The organism is Streptomyces sp. NPDC026589, from assembly GCF_040638385.1.
Classification (GTDB): domain Bacteria; phylum Actinomycetota; class Actinomycetes; order Streptomycetales; family Streptomycetaceae; genus Streptomyces.
In genome coordinates, this window is record NZ_JBEZYG010000007.1 from 179,083 (window position 1) to 197,867 (window position 18,785).

Genomic DNA, 18,785 nt, shown 5'->3' on the forward strand with positions numbered 1-18,785 from the left:
CCGGGCCTCCCGGGGTCGTGGGGGCGCGGCCGAGCCGGGGCCGGCGCCGATGGCGCCGACCCCGGCCGGAGGGGGTGAAGCGGCGGGTCAGTACTCGGTGGTGAGGGTGGCGCCGTTGAAGGCGGCCGCCGCGAGGAGGCTGATGTAGTTGGCGCCGGACGGCGGGTTGCTGATGGTCAGGGTGTGGGAGTTGCCGGGTCCGGTGGCGCGGTTGGTGTGCGCGCCGGTGGTGGCCCAGCCGAAGTTGCTGTAGTAGAGGTCGGCGTTTCCGGTGCCGCCGCTGACGGTGATCTTCAGCGTCTTGGTGCCGGCCGGGATGTTCAGGTAGTGGTAGGCGTAGTTGCCGGTCGTGGCGGAGAGGTTGCCACGACGGCAGTTCTTGCCCAGCACGCGCGTGTCGGATGCGGTGCACTCGCCGACGGTGGAGCCGCCGGTCACGGTGACCGTCCGGGTGGCGGAGGCCGTGGTGCCCTTGTCGTCGGTCACGGTCAGCCGGACGGTGTAGCTGCCGGCGGCGCTGTAGGTCTTGGCGGGGCTGGTCTGGGTGGAGGTGGTGCCGTCGCCGAAGTCCCAGGCGCGGGAGGCGATGGTGCCGTCGGCGTCGGTGGAGCGGTCGGTGAGCGTGACGGTCAGATCCTTGACCGCGGCGGTGAACTCGGCGGTGGGGGCCTGGTTGCCCGGCTGGCCGCCGCCACCGCAGTCACCTGCGGCGCACGCCGCCAGCCAGGTCTTCCAGTCGCTGTCGTAGCGGGTTCCGACGGTGTTGGTGAGGTAGGTACGGGCCGCGCTCCACTCGCCGGCGCGGTAGTGGGCGAGCACCTTGTCCAGGTCGGCGGGATGCTTCTCCAGCATGTAGCGCACGGCGAGGTAGCCCCAGCGGTACACCCGGGTGGTGTCGTGGCTGTAGTCGGTGCTGAAGAGGGTGGACAGGGCGTAGGTGCCCTTGCCCGCCTCGGTCATCGCCGCGGTGTAGGGCTCCTCGCGGTAGTGGTAGGAGATGTACTCCGCGAAGCCCTCGACCCACCAGATGGTGGGAGTGGTCATGTTGTCGGCGAAGTCGCCGTGCATCGTGAAGCGGCCGTCGAGGTAGTGGGTGTACTCGTGGTTGAGGTTCCAGATGTGGAAGTCCGGCCGCAGCCACTCGGCCTCGTAGGCGATGAAGCGGGGCTGGTTGCCCACGACGGAGGGGTCGCCCTCCAGGTACATGCCGCCGTTGTTGGTGTCGATCCCGTACATGGCGCCGGCGTAGGTCTGGTAGTCGGAGCTGGAGTCGTAGGCGATCACCTCGATGGCGGTGTTGTTGTCGTCGGCGACCGGGCCGTTGTCCTTGGCGATCCGGTGGAAGTAGGCGTCCTGCTGGATGAGGCTGGTGCAGCTGGCGCTCAGCTCGGCGGACGTCATCTGCTGGGCCAGGATGCGGATGCTGGGGCTACAGGTGTGGCGGACCGGCAGGACCTCGCGCTTGAGGCGCTCCTGGAGGTCGCAGACGCCGTACGTGGCGCAGTTCGCCTTGTCGTAGTAGTCGGCCATCTCCGCTATGCCCACCCAGAGCGGGGCGGTGGGGCCGGTGATGGAGGTGTCCCGGAGCAGGGCGGTGGCCAGCGGCCGGACCTTGCTCCGCAGGCTCGTGTGCTGGAGGAAGCGGCCCAGTTCACGTCCGGCGTTGGAGGTCAGGTACGCGTGGTCGCCCTCCAGCAGGGAGAGGTGGTCGGCGGCGAAGCGGTGCAGCGAGTCGATGAGGCTCGGGTCCGACTCGACGGCGCTGACGAACGCGGGCACCTGGTGGCCCCGGAAGGTCACCGTGTAGACGTTGTTGAGCGCGGCGAGCATCCGTGAGGACGCGTTCCAGGAGGAGTCGTAGTCGGCCAGCATCCGCTTGACGACGGAGATGTACCGGGCGTTCTCCTGGGCGCTGTCGATCAGGATGACCGCCTCGGAGAGCGTGTCGCCGTTGGCGTCGGTGACGTCGCGCGAGCGGGGGCTGGCGAAGAACGCGTCGAGGCCCGAGCGGATCGCGGTCTGGAGGGTGGGGCCGTACGGTCCGACGACGTCCGGGTTGTACCACTGCACGTAGTACCCGGCGCGGAGGTACAGCACGAGCTGCGGGATGCCGGTGCTCCCGTCACCCGGGTAGGAGGCGGCGTTGTCGCGCAGCGCGTAGGCCACCGAGGTCATCTGGGCTTCTCGGAAAGCCAGTTGGGCGTTGCTGCCGGTCAGGCTGAACAGGGTGTTCACGCAGTCCGTGGTGGACGCCCTGATGTGCCGGACCAGTTCGGCGCCGGTGCGGCCGGTGAATTCGGCCGGGTCGCACGCGGCGGCCGCCTTCGCCGAGGACTTCTGGCCCGCGCTCTGCTTCGACGGGGCGTCGTGCTCGCCGTAGGCCTCCTTGAGGGGGGACTTGTCGGCGCTCAACGGGGGGAGCTGGGACGCCTTCAACCGGTCCTTGGCCTGGTGGCCGGTGTCCGAGGTGGGGGACTGCTGCGCCTGCGGCGCGGGGTCGGCCGACCCGGCGGGGCGGGACGACTGGGACGCGTTCGATGCCGTGGCGGCCGAGGGGGAGTTCGGCTGCGCCTGGGCCGGCTGCGCGAGCAGCGCGACGCTCATCGCCCCGGCCAGAGCCAGGGGCAGAACGGCACCCACACCTCGGCGGACGAGTGTGGTTCTCACGATTTTTCCTCCCATGAGGGATCGGAGGCACGCGCATGCGTGACCGATGGGATGCACAGGGCGTGGGGCAGGGGGTGTTGTCGTGCCGTGCTGTCGGCCGGACGGAATGGGGTCGATGTCCGGAGTTGACATGCCCACGCCCTGTGACATGTACAATGGCACAGGTCACACACCACTGGGAAGACATGTGGCCGAATCCGATACGACTTTCCGGTGAACGCGGCCCGGCGGGGAGGGGCAGCCGGGGCGGAGGCGGCCCGGCGGGGAGGGGTAGCCGGGGCGGAGGCGGCCCGCCAGGCGTATGGCGGGCCGCCGGTAGCTCCGGGCCTCTCAGCCCGTTTCGGGGAAGTGGCAGGCCGCCGTACGCGCGCCGGAGCCCACGACCTGGAGCAGCGGCCGCTCGGTACGGCACACGGCCTGCGCCTTGGGGCAGCGCGGATGGAAGCCGCACCCGCTGGGCGGCGAGGCCGGGCTCGGCGGGTCGCCGAGCAGGAGGATCCGCTCCCGGCGGCGCTCCGCCGCGGGGTCGGGCAGCGGGACCGCCGAGAGCAGCGCCCGGGTATAGGGGTGCGCCGGCCTGTCGTACAGCTCGCGCTTGTCGCCGATCTCGACGATGCGGCCCAGGTACATCACCGCCACCCGGTCGCACACCCGCTTCACGACGGACAGGTCGTGGGCGATGAAGAGGAACGACAGGCCCAGTTCCTCACCCAGACGCTCCATCAGATTCACGACCTGGGCCTGTACGGACACGTCGAGCGCGGAGACCGGCTCGTCGGCGACGATCAGGCGGGGGCCGGTCGCCAGGGCGCGGGCGATGCCGATGCGCTGGGCCTGGCCGCCGGAGAACTGGTACGGGTAACGGTCCAGGTGCTCGGAGCCCAGCCCCACCAGGTCGAGCAGCTCGGCGGCCCGGTCCCGGGCCGCCCCGACCGTGGCCCCCTGCACGAGCAGGGGTTCGGAGATGATCCGGGCGACGGTCTGCCGGGGGTTCAGGGAGGCATGGGGGTCCTGGAAGATGATCTGGAGGTGCTGCCGGACCGGCCGCAGCTCGCGCTGGGACAGATGCGTGATGTCGCGGCCCTCGAACTCGACGGTCCCCGCAGTGGGTTCCAGCAGCCGGACCAGCATCCGGCCCGTGGTGGACTTGCCACAGCCGGACTCTCCGACAAGACCCAGGGTCTCCCCCGCGGCCAGCTCCAGATCGACGCCGTCCACCGCGCGGACCGGAGCGGCGGCGCGGCCCAGGACGCGGCGGCCGGGGAACGTCTTGACCAGACCGCGTACGGACAGCAGGGGCGCGGCGCCAACCGCCGCAGAACTCACCTCTGTGGGTGGGGATTTGGAGAGCGTGGGTTTCATCGGGCCTCCTCGGCCGGTATGAGGGCCCCGCCGGGCGGACCGGGGTGCGGGGCGGTCGGGACGGCCGAAAGGGGCAGGTGGCAGGCGACCAGCCGGCCGCCGCCGGGGACGCCCACGGGGCGGGGGCTCTCCCCGGCGCAGCGGGCCCGCTCCGGGACGGTGGCGGCGTCCGCCCTGGGGCAGCGCGGCTCGAAGGGGCAGCCGGATCTCGGCTCGGCCGGGGACGGCGGGGAGCCGGGGATCGCGCGCAGCGGCGCGTCGTCCGGGTCGTCCAGTCGGGGCAGGGAGTCCAGGAGGCCCCGGGTGTAGGGGTGCGCGGGGCTGTGGAACAGCTCGTCCACCGGGGCCTGTTCGGCGCCGCGCCCGCCGTACATGACGAGCACCTCGTGGGCGACGCGGGCCACCACGCCCAGGTCGTGGGTGATCATCAGGACGCCCAGTCCGCGTTCCTGCTGGAGCCGGGCGATCAGTTCGAGGATCTGCGCCTGGACGGTGACGTCTAGCGCGGTGGTCGGCTCGTCGGCGACGAGGAGTTCGGGTTCGCAGGACAGGGCCATGGCGATCATGGCGCGCTGGCGCATGCCGCCGGAGAACTGGTGCGCGTACTCCCCGGCCCGGCGGGCCGGTTCGGGGATGCCGACCTCGCCGAGCATCTCCACGGCGCGTCTGCGCGCGACGCGCCGGCCGCTGCCGAAGTGGTGGCGATGGGCCTCCGCGATCTGTTCGCCGACGGTGTACGCGGGGTGCAGCGCGGAGAGCGGGTCCTGGAAGACCATGGCCATCCGGCGGCCGCGCAGCCGGCCGAAGCGGCGGTCGTTCAGGCCGAGGAGTTCCTGTCCGGCGAGGGTGATCGATCCGCTCACGTGGGCCCGGCGGTGCAGGCCCATCACGGCGAGGGAGGTGACCGACTTGCCGGAGCCGGACTCGCCGACCAGACCGAGGGTGCGGCCGGCCTCCACGGTGAAGGAGACCCCGTCGACCGCCTGGACGGTTCCGGCGGGGGTGTCGAAGGCGACCCGCAGGTCGTGGACGCGCAGCAGGGGGTGGTCCGGTGCGGTGGTGGGCGGCACGTCAGTTCCTCACCCTCGGGTCGACGACGGCGTACAGGAGGTCGATGACGACGTTGGCCGCCACGATGAAGAAGGCGGCGAGCAGGGTGACGCCGAGCACGACGGGCTGGTCGGAGCGTTGCAGGGCGTCGTAGAAGAGCCTGCCGACGCCGGGGATGCCGAAGATGGACTCGGTGATGACCGCTCCGGCCAGCAGGGCGCCGAGGTCCATGCCGAAGAGCGTGAGGACCGGCATCATCGCGGACCGCAGTCCGTGTTTGACGACGACGGTCCGGGCGGGCAGGCCCTTGGCGCGGGCGGTCCTGATGTACGGCTGCGCCATCGTCTCGATCATCGAACTGCGGCTCTGGCGGGCGTACATGGCGGCGTAGAGCAGGGCCAGGGCGATCCACGGCAGCAGCAGGTTGGCGGCCCAGGCGAGGGGGTCGTCGGTGAGCGGGACGTAGGCGGGGTAGGGCAGCAGACCGGTCAGCCGGACCAGGCCGTACAGGAGCATCACCGCGGTGAAGTAGACGGGCAGGGAGGCGGTGGCGACCGCGCCGACCATCAGGGTGCGGTCGAGCAGCCCGCCCTTGCGCAGGGCGGCGGTCACCCCGGCGCTCAGCCCGAGCACCAGCCACAGTCCGGCGGCGCCGAAGGCCAGGGAGACGGAGACGGGCAGGCGGTCCATCAGCAGGTCCCACACCGGCAGGGCGTTCTCGTAGGAGTAGCCGAGGCAGGGGAAGCCGCATTGCAGTGCGTGGGGGCCGCTGCCCAGCTCGCGGCCGGCGAAGATCCCGACGAGGTAGTCGCCGAACTGGCGCCAGACGGGCTGGTCGAGGCCCATGAAGTGGCGTACTTCCGCGAGGCGTTCGGGGCTGCACGTCTTGCCGCAGGCCGCGGAGGCGGGGTCGGCGGGCAGCAGGTAGAAGATGACGAAGGTGACGGCGCAGATGGCGAGCAGGACGCCGGCCACGCCGAGGAGCCTGCGGACCAGGTAGGCGATCACGGGCGTCCTCCCTGGGGGTCGAGGATGTCGCGCAGCGCGTCGCCGAGGACGGTGAAGGCGAGGACGGCGACGAAGAGGAAGACGCTGGGGACGATGAAGTACATGGGGTCCGTCTCGTAGTAGGCGACGGCCTCGGCGATCATCTGGCCCCAGGAGGGGGTGGGCGGGCGCACGCCCACCCCGAGGAAGCTGAGTGCCGCCTCCGTGCTGATCATTCCGGGGATCAGCAGCGTGGTGTACGCGATGACGGGTCCGGAGATGTTGGGCAGCACCTGCCGGGTGAGGATGCGCCAGGGCCCGCTGCCGCAGGCGCGGGCGGCCTCGACGAACTCGCGGTTGCGCAGGGAGAGCGCCTCGGCGCGCACCACGCGGGCGATGCCGGGCCAGCCGAAGACGCCGATGACGACGGTCATCAGCACGACCCGGTTGACGTCCTGGGCCACGGACATCATCGCGATCATGAAGATGAGCGAGGGGAAGGACATGGTGAGGTCCATCAGCCGGCTCAGTACGGTGTCGACGCGCCCGCCGAAGTACCCGGCGGCGATGCCGGCGGCGGTGCCGGTGACGACGACGATCGCCGTGGCGGCGAAGGCGATCAGCAGGGACACCTGTGCGCCGTGGACGACGCGGGCGAACAGGTCGCGGCCGGTGACCGGTTCGACGCCGAGCCAGTGTTCGGCGCTGATGCCGCCGAGGGCGCCGTGGGGCAGGCCGCCGAGATAGGGGTCGATGGCGTCGGCGTCGAAGGCGGTGGGCGACCAGCCGCCCATGCGGCTGAGCAGGGGCGCGGTGAGGGCCACCAGGATCAGCAGGGCGGCGGCGATCAATGCGGTCCGGCTGCCCCGGTCGCCCCACAGGCGGCGCCAGGTGGTCCGCCAGAGGGCGTCGGGCAGGGCGGGTGAGCCGGGTCCGCCGGCTGCCGGGGCGTCGCCCGGTCCGGTGGCCGGGGCGGTGACGATGCTCATGGGAATGCGTCCTCGTCCCCTCAGCCCTTGCTTCGGGACGGGTCCTTGAGACCGATCACGGCGAAGTCGAACTGGCCGGTCCAGGAGGGGTGTCCGAAGGCTCCGGCGATGTTGTCGCCGACGAGCAGCGGCTTGCGCTCCCAGAGCAGGGGGACGGCCGGGGAGGTGCGCTGGATCTCCCGGTCGAGCGCGGTCCACGCCTTGTTGGCGGCGGTCGCGTCGGACATCTCGGCGATCTCGTCCATGCGGCGCTCGACGGCCTTGTCGCGGAACTGGGAGACGTTGCCCTGGTTGCCCTTGGGCTTGATGGTGCGGCCGTCGAAGACGAACGGCAGGAAGGTGGCGGCGGACGGGTAGTCCGGGCACCAGCCGCTGATGGCCATGTCGGGGGCGTTGGCGGTGTCGCCGATGGTGTCGTAGTAGACCGAGGGGTCGACGGTCTCGATCCGCAGGCGTATGCCGACCCGGGCCAGGCTCTGCTGGAGCGCCTCGGCGCGGGTCTTGTCCCCGGTGGACACGGTGATCGTCGTGTCGAAGCCGTCGGCCTTGCCCGCCTCGGCGAGCAGCTTCTCGGCCTTCTTCACATCACCGGTGGCGGGCCCGCCGTGGAGCGGGGCGGCGGCACGGCCGCCGGTGAGGGACGGCGGCAGATAGGCGGTGGCGACGTCGTTGAGGGCCGGGCCGCCGTTGGCGGTCACCTGGGCCTCCTTGTCGACGGCGTACTGCATCGCGATGCGGAGCTTCGGTTCGTCGAACGGCGCCCGGGAGGTGTTCAGGGCGAGCATGTCCGTGCAGCCGGTGCGCTCGGCGGAGAGCCGCTGCCGGATCTCCGGCTTCGGCAGGACCTTGGCGACGCTGGAGGGCTGGAGGTCGGACCACTCGACCGCGGAGGCGTCGACGCCCGCGCTCTCGATGATCCGGTCGTCGATCTGGCCGCCCTTGAGCCCCTGGATCACGACGATGCGGTCGGGGTAGGCCTTGCGCACCGGGTCGGTCGCCGCGTCCCAGTGGGTGTTGCGGACCAGCACCAGCTTCTTGCCGCGCCCGTAGCTCTCGATGCGGTACGGGCCGGAGGAGAAGGGCCGCAGGTCGTACTGGACGCCCTTCTCGCGGGACGCGGGCACGGGCGAGAAGGTGGGCAGCGTGACCGTGTAGGAGAACTCGGCGACGGGTCTGCGCAGCGAGAAGACGATGGTCCGGTCGTCGGGGGTACGGATCGAGTCGAGGTGCTTGCCGTCCAGCGGGCCGGCGTACCCCTCGGTGTCGGCCAGATAGCGCTGGGCGTAGTCGGGGCCGCCGGCGAGGTCGGGGGCGAAGGACCGCTCGACGTTGTACTTGATGTCGCGGGCGCGGATCGGCGTGCCGTCCTCGTAGACGAGGCCGGGCTTGAGGGTGAAGGTCCAGGTGCGGCCGCCGTCGGTGGATCTGCCGAGGTCGGTGGCGAGGTCGGGGACGATCTCGCTGCCCTTCTTCCCGGGTTCGGCGCGGAAGGTGGTCAGGGTGCGGTAGATCAGCCGGGTGCCGAAGTCCATGGTCGGCATGACCCAGTTGCGGGCCGGGTCCAGGTGGGCGAAGTCCTGGTTGGACAGCACGGTCAGGGTGCCGCCCCGCTTCGGCGTGCCGCCGATGACGGTGCCGGTCGCCACACCGGGCTGTCGCTTGTCCGGGTCGCGGTCGTCACCTCCCTGGGTGGTGCAGGCGCCCAGCAGGGCGAGGGCGAGCGAGGTGCTCAGGGATGCGGACAGCATCCGGGTGCGACGGGACATGGGTGCACTCCTCGTACGGGGAAGGGTCGCGGCAGAAGCGGGATCGGGCCGGAGAGCAGAAGGGGGAACGGGCCGGGAGGACGAACGCGGGAACAGGCCGGGAGGAAAGGGACGGCCCGGAGGGGCCCGGTGATCCGGGCGGCCGAGCGGCCCGGAGGGCGACTGCTTGCGGAAAGCGAGGCGGAGTGGGCCGGGAAGATTGCGCCCGCATCCGCGTGGTGTGACCCGTAACATAGTAATGTGAAATTGCACAGCCAAGGATTGCGTCATCCCGTTACCGAAACGTGTCCGCGACACTGCCCGCCCAACGGCCCGAAAGCGCTGCGGACACCGGGCCGACGCACGCTCACCGCCCGCCGCTACGGCATCCTCCACTCACCCTCGAAGCCCCTCGAAGGAGACCCATGACCGCGGAGTCCCCGGCCCAGGTACACACCGGCAGCCACGATCTGCCCGTCCCGGCCGCCCTGGACGCCTTCATGGCGACCGACTGGGCGCCGTCCCCCCTGCCCGCCGGCGCACAGGTCCCCGGCCGCGCCCTGCTGCCGGACCGCCTGGAGCGGCTGTCGGCCCGCTTCCCGGGTGAGCGGCTCGTCATACCCGCCGGGACGCTCAAGGTCCGCTCGAACGACACCGACCACCGCTTCCGGCCGCACAGCGCCTACGCCTGGCTGACCGGACTGACCGGCGAGGAGCAGCCCGACCACGTCCTGGTCCTCGAACCCTCCGGCCCCGAGGGGCACGAGGCGGTGCTCCACATCCGCCCCCGCTCCTCCCGGCACACCAGCGACTTCTACCGCGACCGCCGCTACGGCGAGTTCTGGGTCGGCCGCCGCCCCGACCTGGACGAGACGGAGGCGCTGACCGGGCTGCGCTGCGCCCACCTCGACGACCTGGCCAGGCTTCTCGGAGGCCCGCAGCCGCCGACCCGGCTGCTCGCCGGCGTCGACGCCCGGGTGGACGGCCTGCTGCCCACCCGGGCCCACACCCCGGCGGGGGACGCCGAGCTGGAGGCCGCGCTCGCCGAACTCCGGCTGCGGAAGGACGCCTGGGAGGTCGCCCAGCTCCAACTGGCCGTCGACCACACCACGGCGGGCTTCGAGGACGTCGCGCGCGCCCTGCCCGACGCCCTCCGCCACCCCCGGGGCGAGCGGTGGATCGAGGGCGTGTTCCAGCTGCGCGCCCGGAGCGAGGGCAACGGCACGGGGTACGAGACCATCGCGGCGGCGGGCGCGCACGCCTGCGTCCTGCACTGGATCCGCAACGACGGACCGCTCGACCCGTCCCAACTGCTCCTGCTCGACGCGGGGGTGGAGACCGACACCCTCTACACCGCCGACATCACCCGCACCCTCCCCCTGTCGGGCCGCTTCTCGCCCGCCCAACGCGACGTCTACGAACTGGTGCTGGCCGCGCAGGAGGCCGCGATCGGCGTCCTGCGTCCCGGGGCCCGGTTCCGGGACTTCCACCGCGAGGCCATGCGGGTCATCGCCGAGGTACTGCACGCGTGGGGCATCCTGCCGGTGTCGCCCGAGGAGGCGCTCGCCGACGACAGCGGCCTGTACCGCCGCTACACCCTGTGCAGCAGCGGGCACATGCTCGGCATCGACGTGCACGACTGCGCGCGGGCCCGCGCGGAGACCTATCTCGACGGCGTACTGGAGGAGGGCCATGTCCTCACCGTCGAGCCCGGCCTCTACCTCCAGCCGGACGACGAGACGCTGCCGCCCGAGCTGCGCGGCATGGGGGTGCGGATCGAGGACGACCTGGTGATCACCGCGGACGGGGCGAAGCTGCTCTCCGGCGCGCTGCCCCGTACGGTCGACGGCGTCGAGGCGTGGATGGCCCGCCTCCTGGACAGCTGACAGCGCTGAGCTCGACAGCACCGGCCTTCGACCGATGAGGCACCGCGCAACGTGACATTGTATAGTGCGGTGCCACATCATTGAAGGGGAACGCATGAGTGAGCTGAAGTCCCGCAAACTCATCTCGGTGCAGGAGCATCTGCGCGACCAGGTCGCCAACGCGCTGCGCGCCGCGCTGATCGCGGGGGAACTCCAGCCGGGCGTGATCTACTCGGCGCCCACGCTCGCCGCCGAGTATGGCGTCTCCGCCACGCCCGTGCGCGAGGCCATGCTGGATCTGGCCCGCGAGGGCCTGGTCGAGGCGGTGCGCAACAAGGGGTTCCGCGTCACGGAACTCTCCGAGCGCGACCTGGACGAGTACACCGAGATCCGCGCCCTCATCGAGATCCCCACCATCGGCCGCGTGACCCGCACCGCCTCCCGCGAGCAGTTGGAGGCGGTGCGTCCGGTGGCCGAGGAGATCGTGACCGCCGCACAGGGCGGCGACCTGATCGCCTACCTGGAGTCGGACCGCCGTTTCCACCTCGACCTGCTCGCCCTCGCCGGGAACGCGCGCCTGGTGGAGACCGTGGCCGACCTGCGCAAGCGTTCCCGGCTCTACGGGCTCACCGACCTGTCCCAGGAGGGGTCGCTGGTGGGTTCGGCGCGGGAACACACCGCACTCCTGGACATCATGATCGCGGGGGACGCGGAGGGGGCCGAGGAGCACATGCGCCGCCATCTCGCGCATGTGCGGACCCTGTGGGCAGACCGGAAACGGGAAGCCGAACGCGCCACGCCGCCGCGCAAACTCGGCGCACGCTGACGCGAAGTGCGGTCGGGGGCCGGCGCATGTCGACGCCGAAGTCGGCGCGGAGCGGCGAGCGTTGCGGCAGCAGCCGGGCGCGGAGCGGCGTGTGTTGACGCCGGAGACCGCGCGGAACGCAGCGCACACGGACGCCGAAGCCCGCGCGGGGCGGCGTGTGTTGACGCCGAAACCCGCGCGGGGCGGCGTGTGTTGACGTAGCCGCCCCGCGAGGGGCACGGGTTCGGGCCGGCGTCGGCGGGACACTCAGCTCCGCTCCCCCGGCATCCCCTCCTTCGCCTCCATCCCCTCCTTCCGCCGGTGGGCCGCGATGGCGACCACCAGGTCCTGCCAGCCCATCCCACACGTCTTCACGACCAGCGGGCGGTCGGCCGGGACGTCGCCCCATGAGCCGTTCAGCTCCGCCAGGGGGACGAGGTCGCCCGGGGCGAGTGCACCCTCGTGGACCGCCATGACGACGTCGCCCGCCTCGCGGAGGGCGGTCGCGCGGCTCTCCACCAGGACGGTGGCACGCCCCATCAGCACGCTGTCGAGCTCCCGCACATCCGGTTCGTGCGAGCCGACCGCCAGCACCACCGCGCCGTCGCGCACCAGCCGCCCGTCGACCACCGGTTCGCGCGCGGACGTCGCGGTGACGACGACGTCCGCGCACCGCACCGCGGCCGCCGCTCCGCCGTCGTCCGCCGTCAGACTCCGGTCCGCCCAGCCGGGCACGGGCCCCCCGCGCCGGGTGACGACCGTGACGTCGGCCACCGGAACATGGGCCCGTACGGCGGCGACGTGCCCCTCCCCCTGGGGGCCCGCGCCGAAGACCACCAGGCGCAGCCCCCCGCCCCCGCCGACGAGGGCGCGCAGCCGGTCCAGACCGGCCGCGACCGAGACGGCGGGGGTGCGCAGGGTCGTCAGCGCCACCCCGTCCAGCTGGGCCACCGGCGTCAGGGTCGCGCTGTCGTGCAGCAGATACGTGGCGTTGATCCGCCGCAGTCCGCGCGCGGCGTTGCCGGGCGCGACGGTGGCGATCTTCACGCCGAACCAGTCGCCGGACTCCGAGGGCATGAGCAGCCCCTGCCCGTGGGCCAGCGGCACGACCGCCCGGGGTACGTCGCCGTCCGGGTCGAGCCCCGCGGCCAGCGCCGCCCGGATGGCGGAGACGGCCCCGGCCGGACCGAGCGCGAACACGTCCGCGGCGTCGAGCGTCACCGTCATCGCAGCACGAACCCGGGTACGAGGGTGTCGTCGGGATCGACGGTGAAGCGGCTCGCTCCGGTGGCGTACGCGGTTCCCGTCACGGCCGGGACGACCGCGGGGCGGCCGTGGGCCGTGGTGGACCGTTCGATCCGGGCGCGGAAGACGGAGCCCACCACCGACTCGTGCCTCAGCTCGTCGCCGACCCGCAGTTCTCCCGCGTCGGCGAGGAGCGCCACCCGGGCCGCGGTGCCCGAACCGCACGGGGAGCGGTCGACCTGGCCGTCCGCGAACACCGTGACGTTGCGGTGGTGCAGCAGCCAGGTGCCGTCGGGCCGTTCGACCGGCGCCCCTGCCTCCTCGGTGAACACCGTCCCGTAGACGCCGGACAGCCGGTCGTCCGATGGATGTTCGGCGGCGTGGGCGGCGTTCAGCGCGTCGCGGATCTCGCGGCCGGCCGCGACGAGCGCGGTGACGTCCCGCGGCCGGACCCGCAGGCCGAGCCGGTGGGCCGGGAGCACGGCGTACATGGCGCCGCCGTAGGCGATGTCGACGGTGACGGCGCCCTGCGAGGTGGTCACCTCGACGCCGCGCGCGTGGACATGGCCGGGGACGTTGACGAACGTCACGTCCGCGACCCGGCCGCCGGCCGTGCGCACGCTCGCCGTGACACGGCCGGAGGGAACGTCGATGACGACGTCCGTCGTGCCGTCGGCCGACGCCGGGACCAGGCCGGTGGCGACCGCCCAGGCGCCGAGGGCGATCGTGCCGTGCCCGCAGGCCGTGGAGAAGCCGTCCTTGTGCCAGAAGAGGGCGCCGAGGTGGGCGCCGGCGTCGTCGGGCGGCACCAGGAAGGCCCCGTACATGTCGGCGTGGCCGCGCGGTTCGCCGCACAGCAGGGCCCGGGTCCACTGCACCCCGGCGTCGGCCATGGCGGCCGTGCGGCGCTCCGCGACGGTGGTCCCGTGCCCGGTCACGGCCGACGGCGGCGTGGGCACGATCCGGAACGGTTCGCCCCCGGTGTGCCAGTCGACCGTGTCGATCGGCCCGGTGTACGCCGGCCCGGCCGTCCCGGCGTACGCGGTCCCGATCGGCCCGGTTGGCGGGTCGGCCGTCATACGGTGAACCCCGTCGGATAGGGGTCCGTGGGGTCGAGCAGGTACTGCGCGGTCCCGGTGATCCAGGCGCGGCCGGTGACGGAGGGCAGTACGGCGGGCCTGCCGCCGACCGTGGTCTCCGCCAGGATCCGGCCCGTGAAGCGGGAGCCGATGAAGGACTCGTTGACGAAGTCCTGCCCGGTCTTCAGCTGTCCCCGCGCGTGCAGTTGGGCCATCCGGGCACTGGTTCCCGTCCCGCAGGGCGAGCGGTCGAACCAGCCGGGGTGGATGGCCATGGCGTGCCGCGAGTGCTCGGCGGTCGACCCGGGCGCCTCCAGATAGACGTGGTGGCAGACGTCGATCGCGGGGTTCTCCGGATGGACCACCGGGTTCCGCTCGTTGATCGCCCCCATGACGGCCAGGCCCGCCTCCAGCAGCCGCCCCTTCTCCGCCCGGTCGTAGGGGATGCCGAGGTCCTCGGTACGCACGATGGCGTAGAAGTTGCCGCCGTACGCCATGTCGTAGCGGACCGGGCCGAACCCCTCGACCTCGACGACCTGGTCCAGCGCGTGGCTGTAGGAGGCGACGTTCTCCAGGGTGACGGACTCGGCGCGGCCGTCGCGCACGGCGACCCGTGCCGTGACGAGGCCCGCGGGGGTGTCGAGGCGGATGAGGGTCTCCGGTTCGACCGCCTCGACCATGCCCGTCTCCACCAGGACCGTGGCCACGCCGATGGTGCCGTGGCCGCACATGGGCAGGCAGCCGGACACCTCGATGAACAGCACACCGAAGTCCGCGTCCGGCCGGGTCGGGGGCTGGAGGATCGCCCCGGACATGGCCCCGTGCCCGCGCGGCTCGCACATGAGCAGGGTGCGCAGTCCGTCGCGCTCCGCCATGAACCGCTGCCGTCGCTCGGCCATCGTCGCGCCCGGCAGGACGCCCACCCCGCCGGTGATGACCCGGGTCGGCATGCCCTCGGTGTGCGAGTCGACCGCGTGGTAACAGACCTTGGAGCGCACGTCAGTTCACCCCCGCGTCGATGAGGGCCTGGGTGGCGGCGCGGACGACGGCCTCGGTCTCCGGGTCCAGGGTCTGCCGGGGCGGACGGCAGCCGCCGCCGGTCCGGCCGATCATGTCCTGGCCGAGCTTGATCGCCTGGACGAACTCGGTCCTGCTGTCCCAGCGCAGTACGGAGTGGAGCTGTCGGTAGAGCGGGAGCGCGGTGTCGAGATCGCCGGCCAGCGAGGCGTTGTAGAGGTCGAGGCAGGCGCGCGGGAAGACCTGCGGATAGCCGGCGACCCAGCCCTTGGCGCCGGCGACGCCGACTTCCAGGAGGGTGTCGTCGGTGCCGACGATCAGGTCGAGTCCGGGGGCGAGTTCGTTGATGGCGTAGCACCGGCGGACGTCGCCCGAGAACTCCTTCACGCCCACGATGAACCCTTCGGCGTGCAGCTTGGCCAGCAGCTCCGGGCGCAGGTCGACCTTGGTGTCGATGGGGTTGTTGTAGGCGGTGACGGGGAGGCCGGCGGAGGCGACCATCGCGTAGTGCTCCAGGACGGCGCGGTCGTCGGCCCGGTAGGCGTTGGGCGGCAGGCACATGACGGCCTGGCAGCCGGCGTCCTTGGCGAACCGCGCGTGCCGCCTCGCCTCGATCGCGCCGTACGCTCCGACGCCCGGCATCACGGTGAAGCCCTCGGGGGCGTTGGCGACGGCGGTCTCCACGACGCGGTCGCGCTCCTCGTACGTCAGGGTCTGGTATTCGCCCAGCGAGCCGTTCGGGGCGACGCCGTGCAGGCCCTGTTCGGCGAGCCAGGCGACGTTGTCCCCGTACGCGCCGTGGTCGACGGCGAGGTCCGGGCCGAACGGGAGGCTCGTCGCGACGATGACGCCGTGCCAGGGCATGCGGGTGGGAAGGGGGGTGCGGTCCAGGTCCATGGGAACTCCTCAGATGGGGTCGGAAGTGGGCTCGGCGGAATCGGGCTCGACGGAATCGGCGAGCGCACCGAGGGTGACGGGGGTCGCGATCAGCCGCTCGGCGGGGGCGTACGGCTGATCCCGGGCGGAGACGAGGCAGTGGACGGCGGGCCCGCACATGCGGCCCTGGCACCAGCCCATACCGGCTCTGGTCAGCTGTTTGACCTGCCGGTGGTCGGCTGCCGCACCGTCGGCGCGGGCGGACCGGACGGCCCCCGCGGTGACCTCTTCGCACCGGCAGACCGGTGTGTCGTCGGTCAGCCACGCGGGCCAGCCCGGGGGCAGGGGGTGTGCCTGTGCCATCGCCCGTGCGAAGGCGCGGTGCCGGGCCACCGCCCTGCGCTCCGCGGCCGGGCGGCGGGTGCCGGGCCGGCCGGGGGCGGCGAGGTCGGTGAGCACCGAGACGGCGGCGAGACGGCCCTCGCTCACCGCGAGCGCGGCCCCGCCCACGCCGCAGGTCTCGCCCGCCGTGTACAGCCCGGGCACCGTGGTGCGCTGTCCGTCGTCGACGGCGGCGGCCATGGTGCCGTCGCCCGCGTCGGCGAGGTCGCAGCCGAGCGGGATGAGCAGGTCGAGCTGGGGGACGAAGCCCCAGCCGACGCCCACGGTGTCGGCCTCGATCCGGCGCCCGGTGCCCGGGAGCGGGCGCCCGTCGGCGTCCAGGGCGGCGGTGCGCACGACGGCGACCCGCCCCTCCCCTTCGGCGCCGACGATCGCGGTGCGGGTGCGGACCGGGACGCGGTGCCGGGCGAGGGCGCCCGCGTACCGGGCGCCCTCGGCCCACTTGGCGGGGTTGCGCAGCAGGGCCGCGGGGTGACGCAGCCAGGCCGAGGGCGCCGCCGCCTCGCACACGGCGACGACCTTCGCCCCGCGGGCGGCGAGGGCGGCGGCGACCGGCAGCAGGAAGGGGCCCGTGCCGCCGAGGACGACCCGGCGGCCGGCGACGACTCCGCCGCCCTTGAGCAGCGACTGGAGCCCGCCGGCGGTGAGCACCCCGGGCAGGTCCCAGCCGGGGAAGGGGAGTTGACGGTCGTAGGCGCCGGTCGCCACCAGCAGGGCCGGTGCGCGCAGCACGACGGTCCGCTCTTCGGGTGCCCGGCCCCGGTCCACGGCGTGGACGGTGAAGCCGTCCCCGTCGCGGGCCGTGGTCCACACATGGTGGTTCAGCAGCAGTGTGAGCCGTCCGGTGCGCTCGTGGGCGGAGAGGGTGGCGCACAGCGCCCGATAGGTGCTCAGCCCGTGGTGCAGATCGGCGGTCGGAACGGCTTCCCGTGCGAAGAGCGGGGGATGGCGCCAGAACTGGCCGCCCGGGGCGGGGCCCGAGTCGACGAGAGTGACCCGCAGCCCGCCGTCCAGGGCGGTGGCGGCGGCGGCCATGCCGGCCGGGCCCGCGCCCACCACCACGAGGTCGCGAGGCTCGCCCGGCTCCACAGGGTCGCGGGACTCGCTCGGCGCCACGGGGCCACGGGGCTCACTCGGCGCCACGGGATCGCGGGGCTCACTCGTCATCCCGGGGTCACGGGGCTCACTCATCGTCGGGCTCCCCGGTCGTGACGGCCATGCCCGCGCGGGCCTGCACCAGACAAGCCCGCTGCCCGCCCGTTCCGTCGACGGTCACCAGGCAGTCGTAACAGACACCGATCCCGCAGAAGATCCCCCGGGGCCGTTGCCCGCCCCGGGTGGTCCGCCAGGCGACCCGGCCCGAGGCGACGAGCGCGGCGGCCAGGGTCTGTCCCGGTACGAACGGCAACGGTTCGCCGTCCACGGTGAACGCGTTCGCTGCGGTCACTTGGGCACACCTCCGGGGTTGAGGAAACGGTCGGGCAGAAGGCCGGTGTGGGCGGCCGGATCGGCGCCGCGCCACGGGCGGCCGAGGAGCTGGGCGGTGACCAGGGCGCCGGTCCCGGGGGCGAGACCGATCCCGGCGCCCTCGTGGCCGCACGCGTGGACGACGCCGGGGACACGGGGGTCGGGGCCGATGACCGGCAGGTGGTCCGCGCAGTACGGCCTGAAGCCCCGGTAGGCGCGGATCAGGTGGACGCCGCGCAGGAACGGGAAGAGGCGGCACGCCTGGGCGGCGAGCGTGGCCACCACGGCCGGGTTCATCGAGGTGTCGAAGCCGACGCGTTCGCGGCTGGCGCCGATCAGGATCGTGCCCGCGCGGGTGCCCTCGACGACGCACGACGTCTCCAGACCCTCGTCGCTGGAGGCGACGTTGGCCACGTAGTCGGCGGAGTAGACCTTGTGCCGGATCATCGGCGGCAGCGGCTCGGTGACGAGGACGAAGCCCCGGCGGGGCAGGATCTCGACGGGTGCGCCGAGGCGGCGGCCGACCTCGCCGCCCCAGGTGCCGGCGGCGTTGACCACGGCGTCGGCGGGCAGCACCGTGCCGTCGGCGGTGCGCACTCCGGTGATCCTGCCGTCGGCCCCGGTGACCGCGGCCGCGGCCTCGCCGGTGTGCGTCCGGGCCCCGTGCCGGACCGCGGCGCGCAGCAGTGCGGCCGCCGCGAGAACGGGCTGCACCTGGGCGTCCTGCGGGTAGTGGACACCTCCGGGGAGACCGGGCGCGCAATGGGGTTCGAGTTCACCGACGCGTTCGATTGCTTCGGTGCGGACGCCCGCGGCCGCCTGGCGCGCGGCGAACGCGTGCAGAGCGGTGAGGGCGTCGGGTGTGCTCGCGACGACGAGGCCGCCCTTGGTCTCGAACTCGACGGTCTCCGCGCCGAGTTCCTCGCCGGCCTCGTCCCAGAGGTCACGGCTGAGCCGGGCCAGTTCCAGTTCGGGGCCGGGCTCCTTGTCGGAGAGGAGGATGTTGCCCTCCCCCCGGCTGGTCGTGCCCGCGCCGACGGGACCACGGTCGAGGACCGTGACGTCGAGCCCCGCCGCGGCGGCGTGGAACGCGCACGCGGCACCCACGATGCCCGCTCCGACGACGACGACTTTCATGACTGCCCCCTAGTGCAATGTCACATGCCATTGCCTAGGCTATACATCCGGACGACCCGAGGACAACGCCACCGCCCCGGTGACTTTCACCC

The 18,785-nt window shown here is 72.9% G+C and carries 15 protein-coding genes; 2 read left to right on the plus strand and 13 right to left on the minus strand.

Features of this window, described 5'->3' with window-relative positions:
* Positions 1-87: 87 nt before the first annotated feature.
* The 6 genes from AB0F29_RS14430 to AB0F29_RS14455 form a co-directional block, all read right to left on the minus strand.
* The gene (locus tag AB0F29_RS14430) at positions 88-2,604 is read right to left on the minus strand and encodes a collagenase (RefSeq protein WP_361871969.1); all 2,517 of its coding nucleotides are present in this window, start codon (positions 2,602-2,604) and stop codon (positions 88-90) included.
* A 393-nt stretch (positions 2,605-2,997) separates the two neighbouring features.
* Positions 2,998-4,029 carry an ABC transporter ATP-binding protein gene (locus AB0F29_RS14435; RefSeq protein WP_361871500.1) on the minus strand — a complete coding sequence of 344 codons (1,032 nt, stop codon included), beginning with the start codon at positions 4,027-4,029 and terminating at the stop codon, positions 2,998-3,000.
* Positions 4,026-5,099, minus strand: coding sequence for an ABC transporter ATP-binding protein (locus tag AB0F29_RS14440; RefSeq protein ID WP_361871503.1), 1,074 nt, complete (start codon positions 5,097-5,099; stop codon positions 4,026-4,028). The genes AB0F29_RS14435 and AB0F29_RS14440 overlap by 4 nt, the downstream gene beginning before the upstream one ends.
* 1 nt (position 5,100) lies before the next feature.
* Entirely contained in the window at positions 5,101-6,087 is a 987-nt protein-coding gene (locus tag AB0F29_RS14445; protein WP_097911877.1) for an ABC transporter permease, read from the minus strand.
* Positions 6,084-7,055, minus strand: coding sequence for an ABC transporter permease (locus AB0F29_RS14450; protein WP_097911875.1), 972 nt, complete (start codon positions 7,053-7,055; stop codon positions 6,084-6,086). Before AB0F29_RS14450 ends, AB0F29_RS14445 begins: the two co-directional genes overlap by 4 nt.
* A 20-nt stretch (positions 7,056-7,075) precedes the next feature.
* Entirely contained in the window at positions 7,076-8,821 is a 1,746-nt protein-coding gene (locus tag AB0F29_RS14455; RefSeq protein ID WP_361871506.1) for an ABC transporter substrate-binding protein, read from the minus strand.
* Positions 8,822-9,225: 404 nt separating this feature from the next.
* Here AB0F29_RS14455 and AB0F29_RS14460 point away from each other — a divergent pair, with 404 nt between their 5' ends.
* Entirely contained in the window at positions 9,226-10,686 is a 1,461-nt protein-coding gene (locus AB0F29_RS14460; protein WP_361871509.1) for an aminopeptidase P family protein, read from the plus strand.
* Between the two features lie 94 nt (positions 10,687-10,780).
* Complete coding sequence (locus AB0F29_RS14465) at positions 10,781-11,491, plus strand: GntR family transcriptional regulator (protein WP_361871512.1); 711 nt, start codon at positions 10,781-10,783, stop codon at positions 11,489-11,491.
* Positions 11,492-11,737: 246 nt separating this feature from the next.
* Here AB0F29_RS14465 and AB0F29_RS14470 read toward each other — a convergent pair whose 3' ends face one another.
* Genes AB0F29_RS14470 through AB0F29_RS14500 form a run of 7 tightly spaced genes read right to left on the minus strand, consistent with a single transcriptional unit; the run spans position 11,738 to position 18,693 of the window.
* Complete coding sequence (locus tag AB0F29_RS14470) at positions 11,738-12,697, minus strand: ornithine cyclodeaminase family protein (protein ID WP_361871515.1); 960 nt, start codon at positions 12,695-12,697, stop codon at positions 11,738-11,740.
* On the minus strand, positions 12,694-13,794 hold the full coding sequence (locus tag AB0F29_RS14475; protein ID WP_361871517.1) for a proline racemase family protein: 1,101 nt from the start codon (positions 13,792-13,794) through the stop codon (positions 12,694-12,696). The genes AB0F29_RS14470 and AB0F29_RS14475 overlap by 4 nt, the downstream gene beginning before the upstream one ends.
* Entirely contained in the window at positions 13,791-14,792 is a 1,002-nt protein-coding gene (locus AB0F29_RS14480; protein ID WP_361871519.1) for a proline racemase family protein, read from the minus strand. Before AB0F29_RS14480 ends, AB0F29_RS14475 begins: the two co-directional genes overlap by 4 nt.
* Position 14,793: 1 nt before the next feature.
* The gene (locus AB0F29_RS14485) at positions 14,794-15,708 is read right to left on the minus strand and encodes a dihydrodipicolinate synthase family protein (RefSeq protein WP_361871521.1); all 915 of its coding nucleotides are present in this window, start codon (positions 15,706-15,708) and stop codon (positions 14,794-14,796) included.
* Positions 15,709-15,717: 9 nt separating this feature from the next.
* Positions 15,718-17,280, minus strand: a complete 1,563-nt coding sequence (locus AB0F29_RS14490; RefSeq protein ID WP_361871523.1) for an NAD(P)/FAD-dependent oxidoreductase — start codon at positions 17,278-17,280, stop codon at positions 15,718-15,720.
* Positions 17,273-17,536 (minus strand): (2Fe-2S)-binding protein, encoded by a 264-nt coding sequence (locus AB0F29_RS14495; RefSeq protein ID WP_361871526.1) that lies wholly within the window; start codon positions 17,534-17,536, stop codon positions 17,273-17,275. The genes AB0F29_RS14490 and AB0F29_RS14495 overlap by 8 nt, the downstream gene beginning before the upstream one ends.
* Positions 17,533-18,693, minus strand: a complete 1,161-nt coding sequence (locus tag AB0F29_RS14500; RefSeq protein WP_361871528.1) for an FAD-dependent oxidoreductase — start codon at positions 18,691-18,693, stop codon at positions 17,533-17,535. Before AB0F29_RS14500 ends, AB0F29_RS14495 begins: the two co-directional genes overlap by 4 nt.
* Positions 18,694-18,785 lie beyond the last annotated feature (92 nt).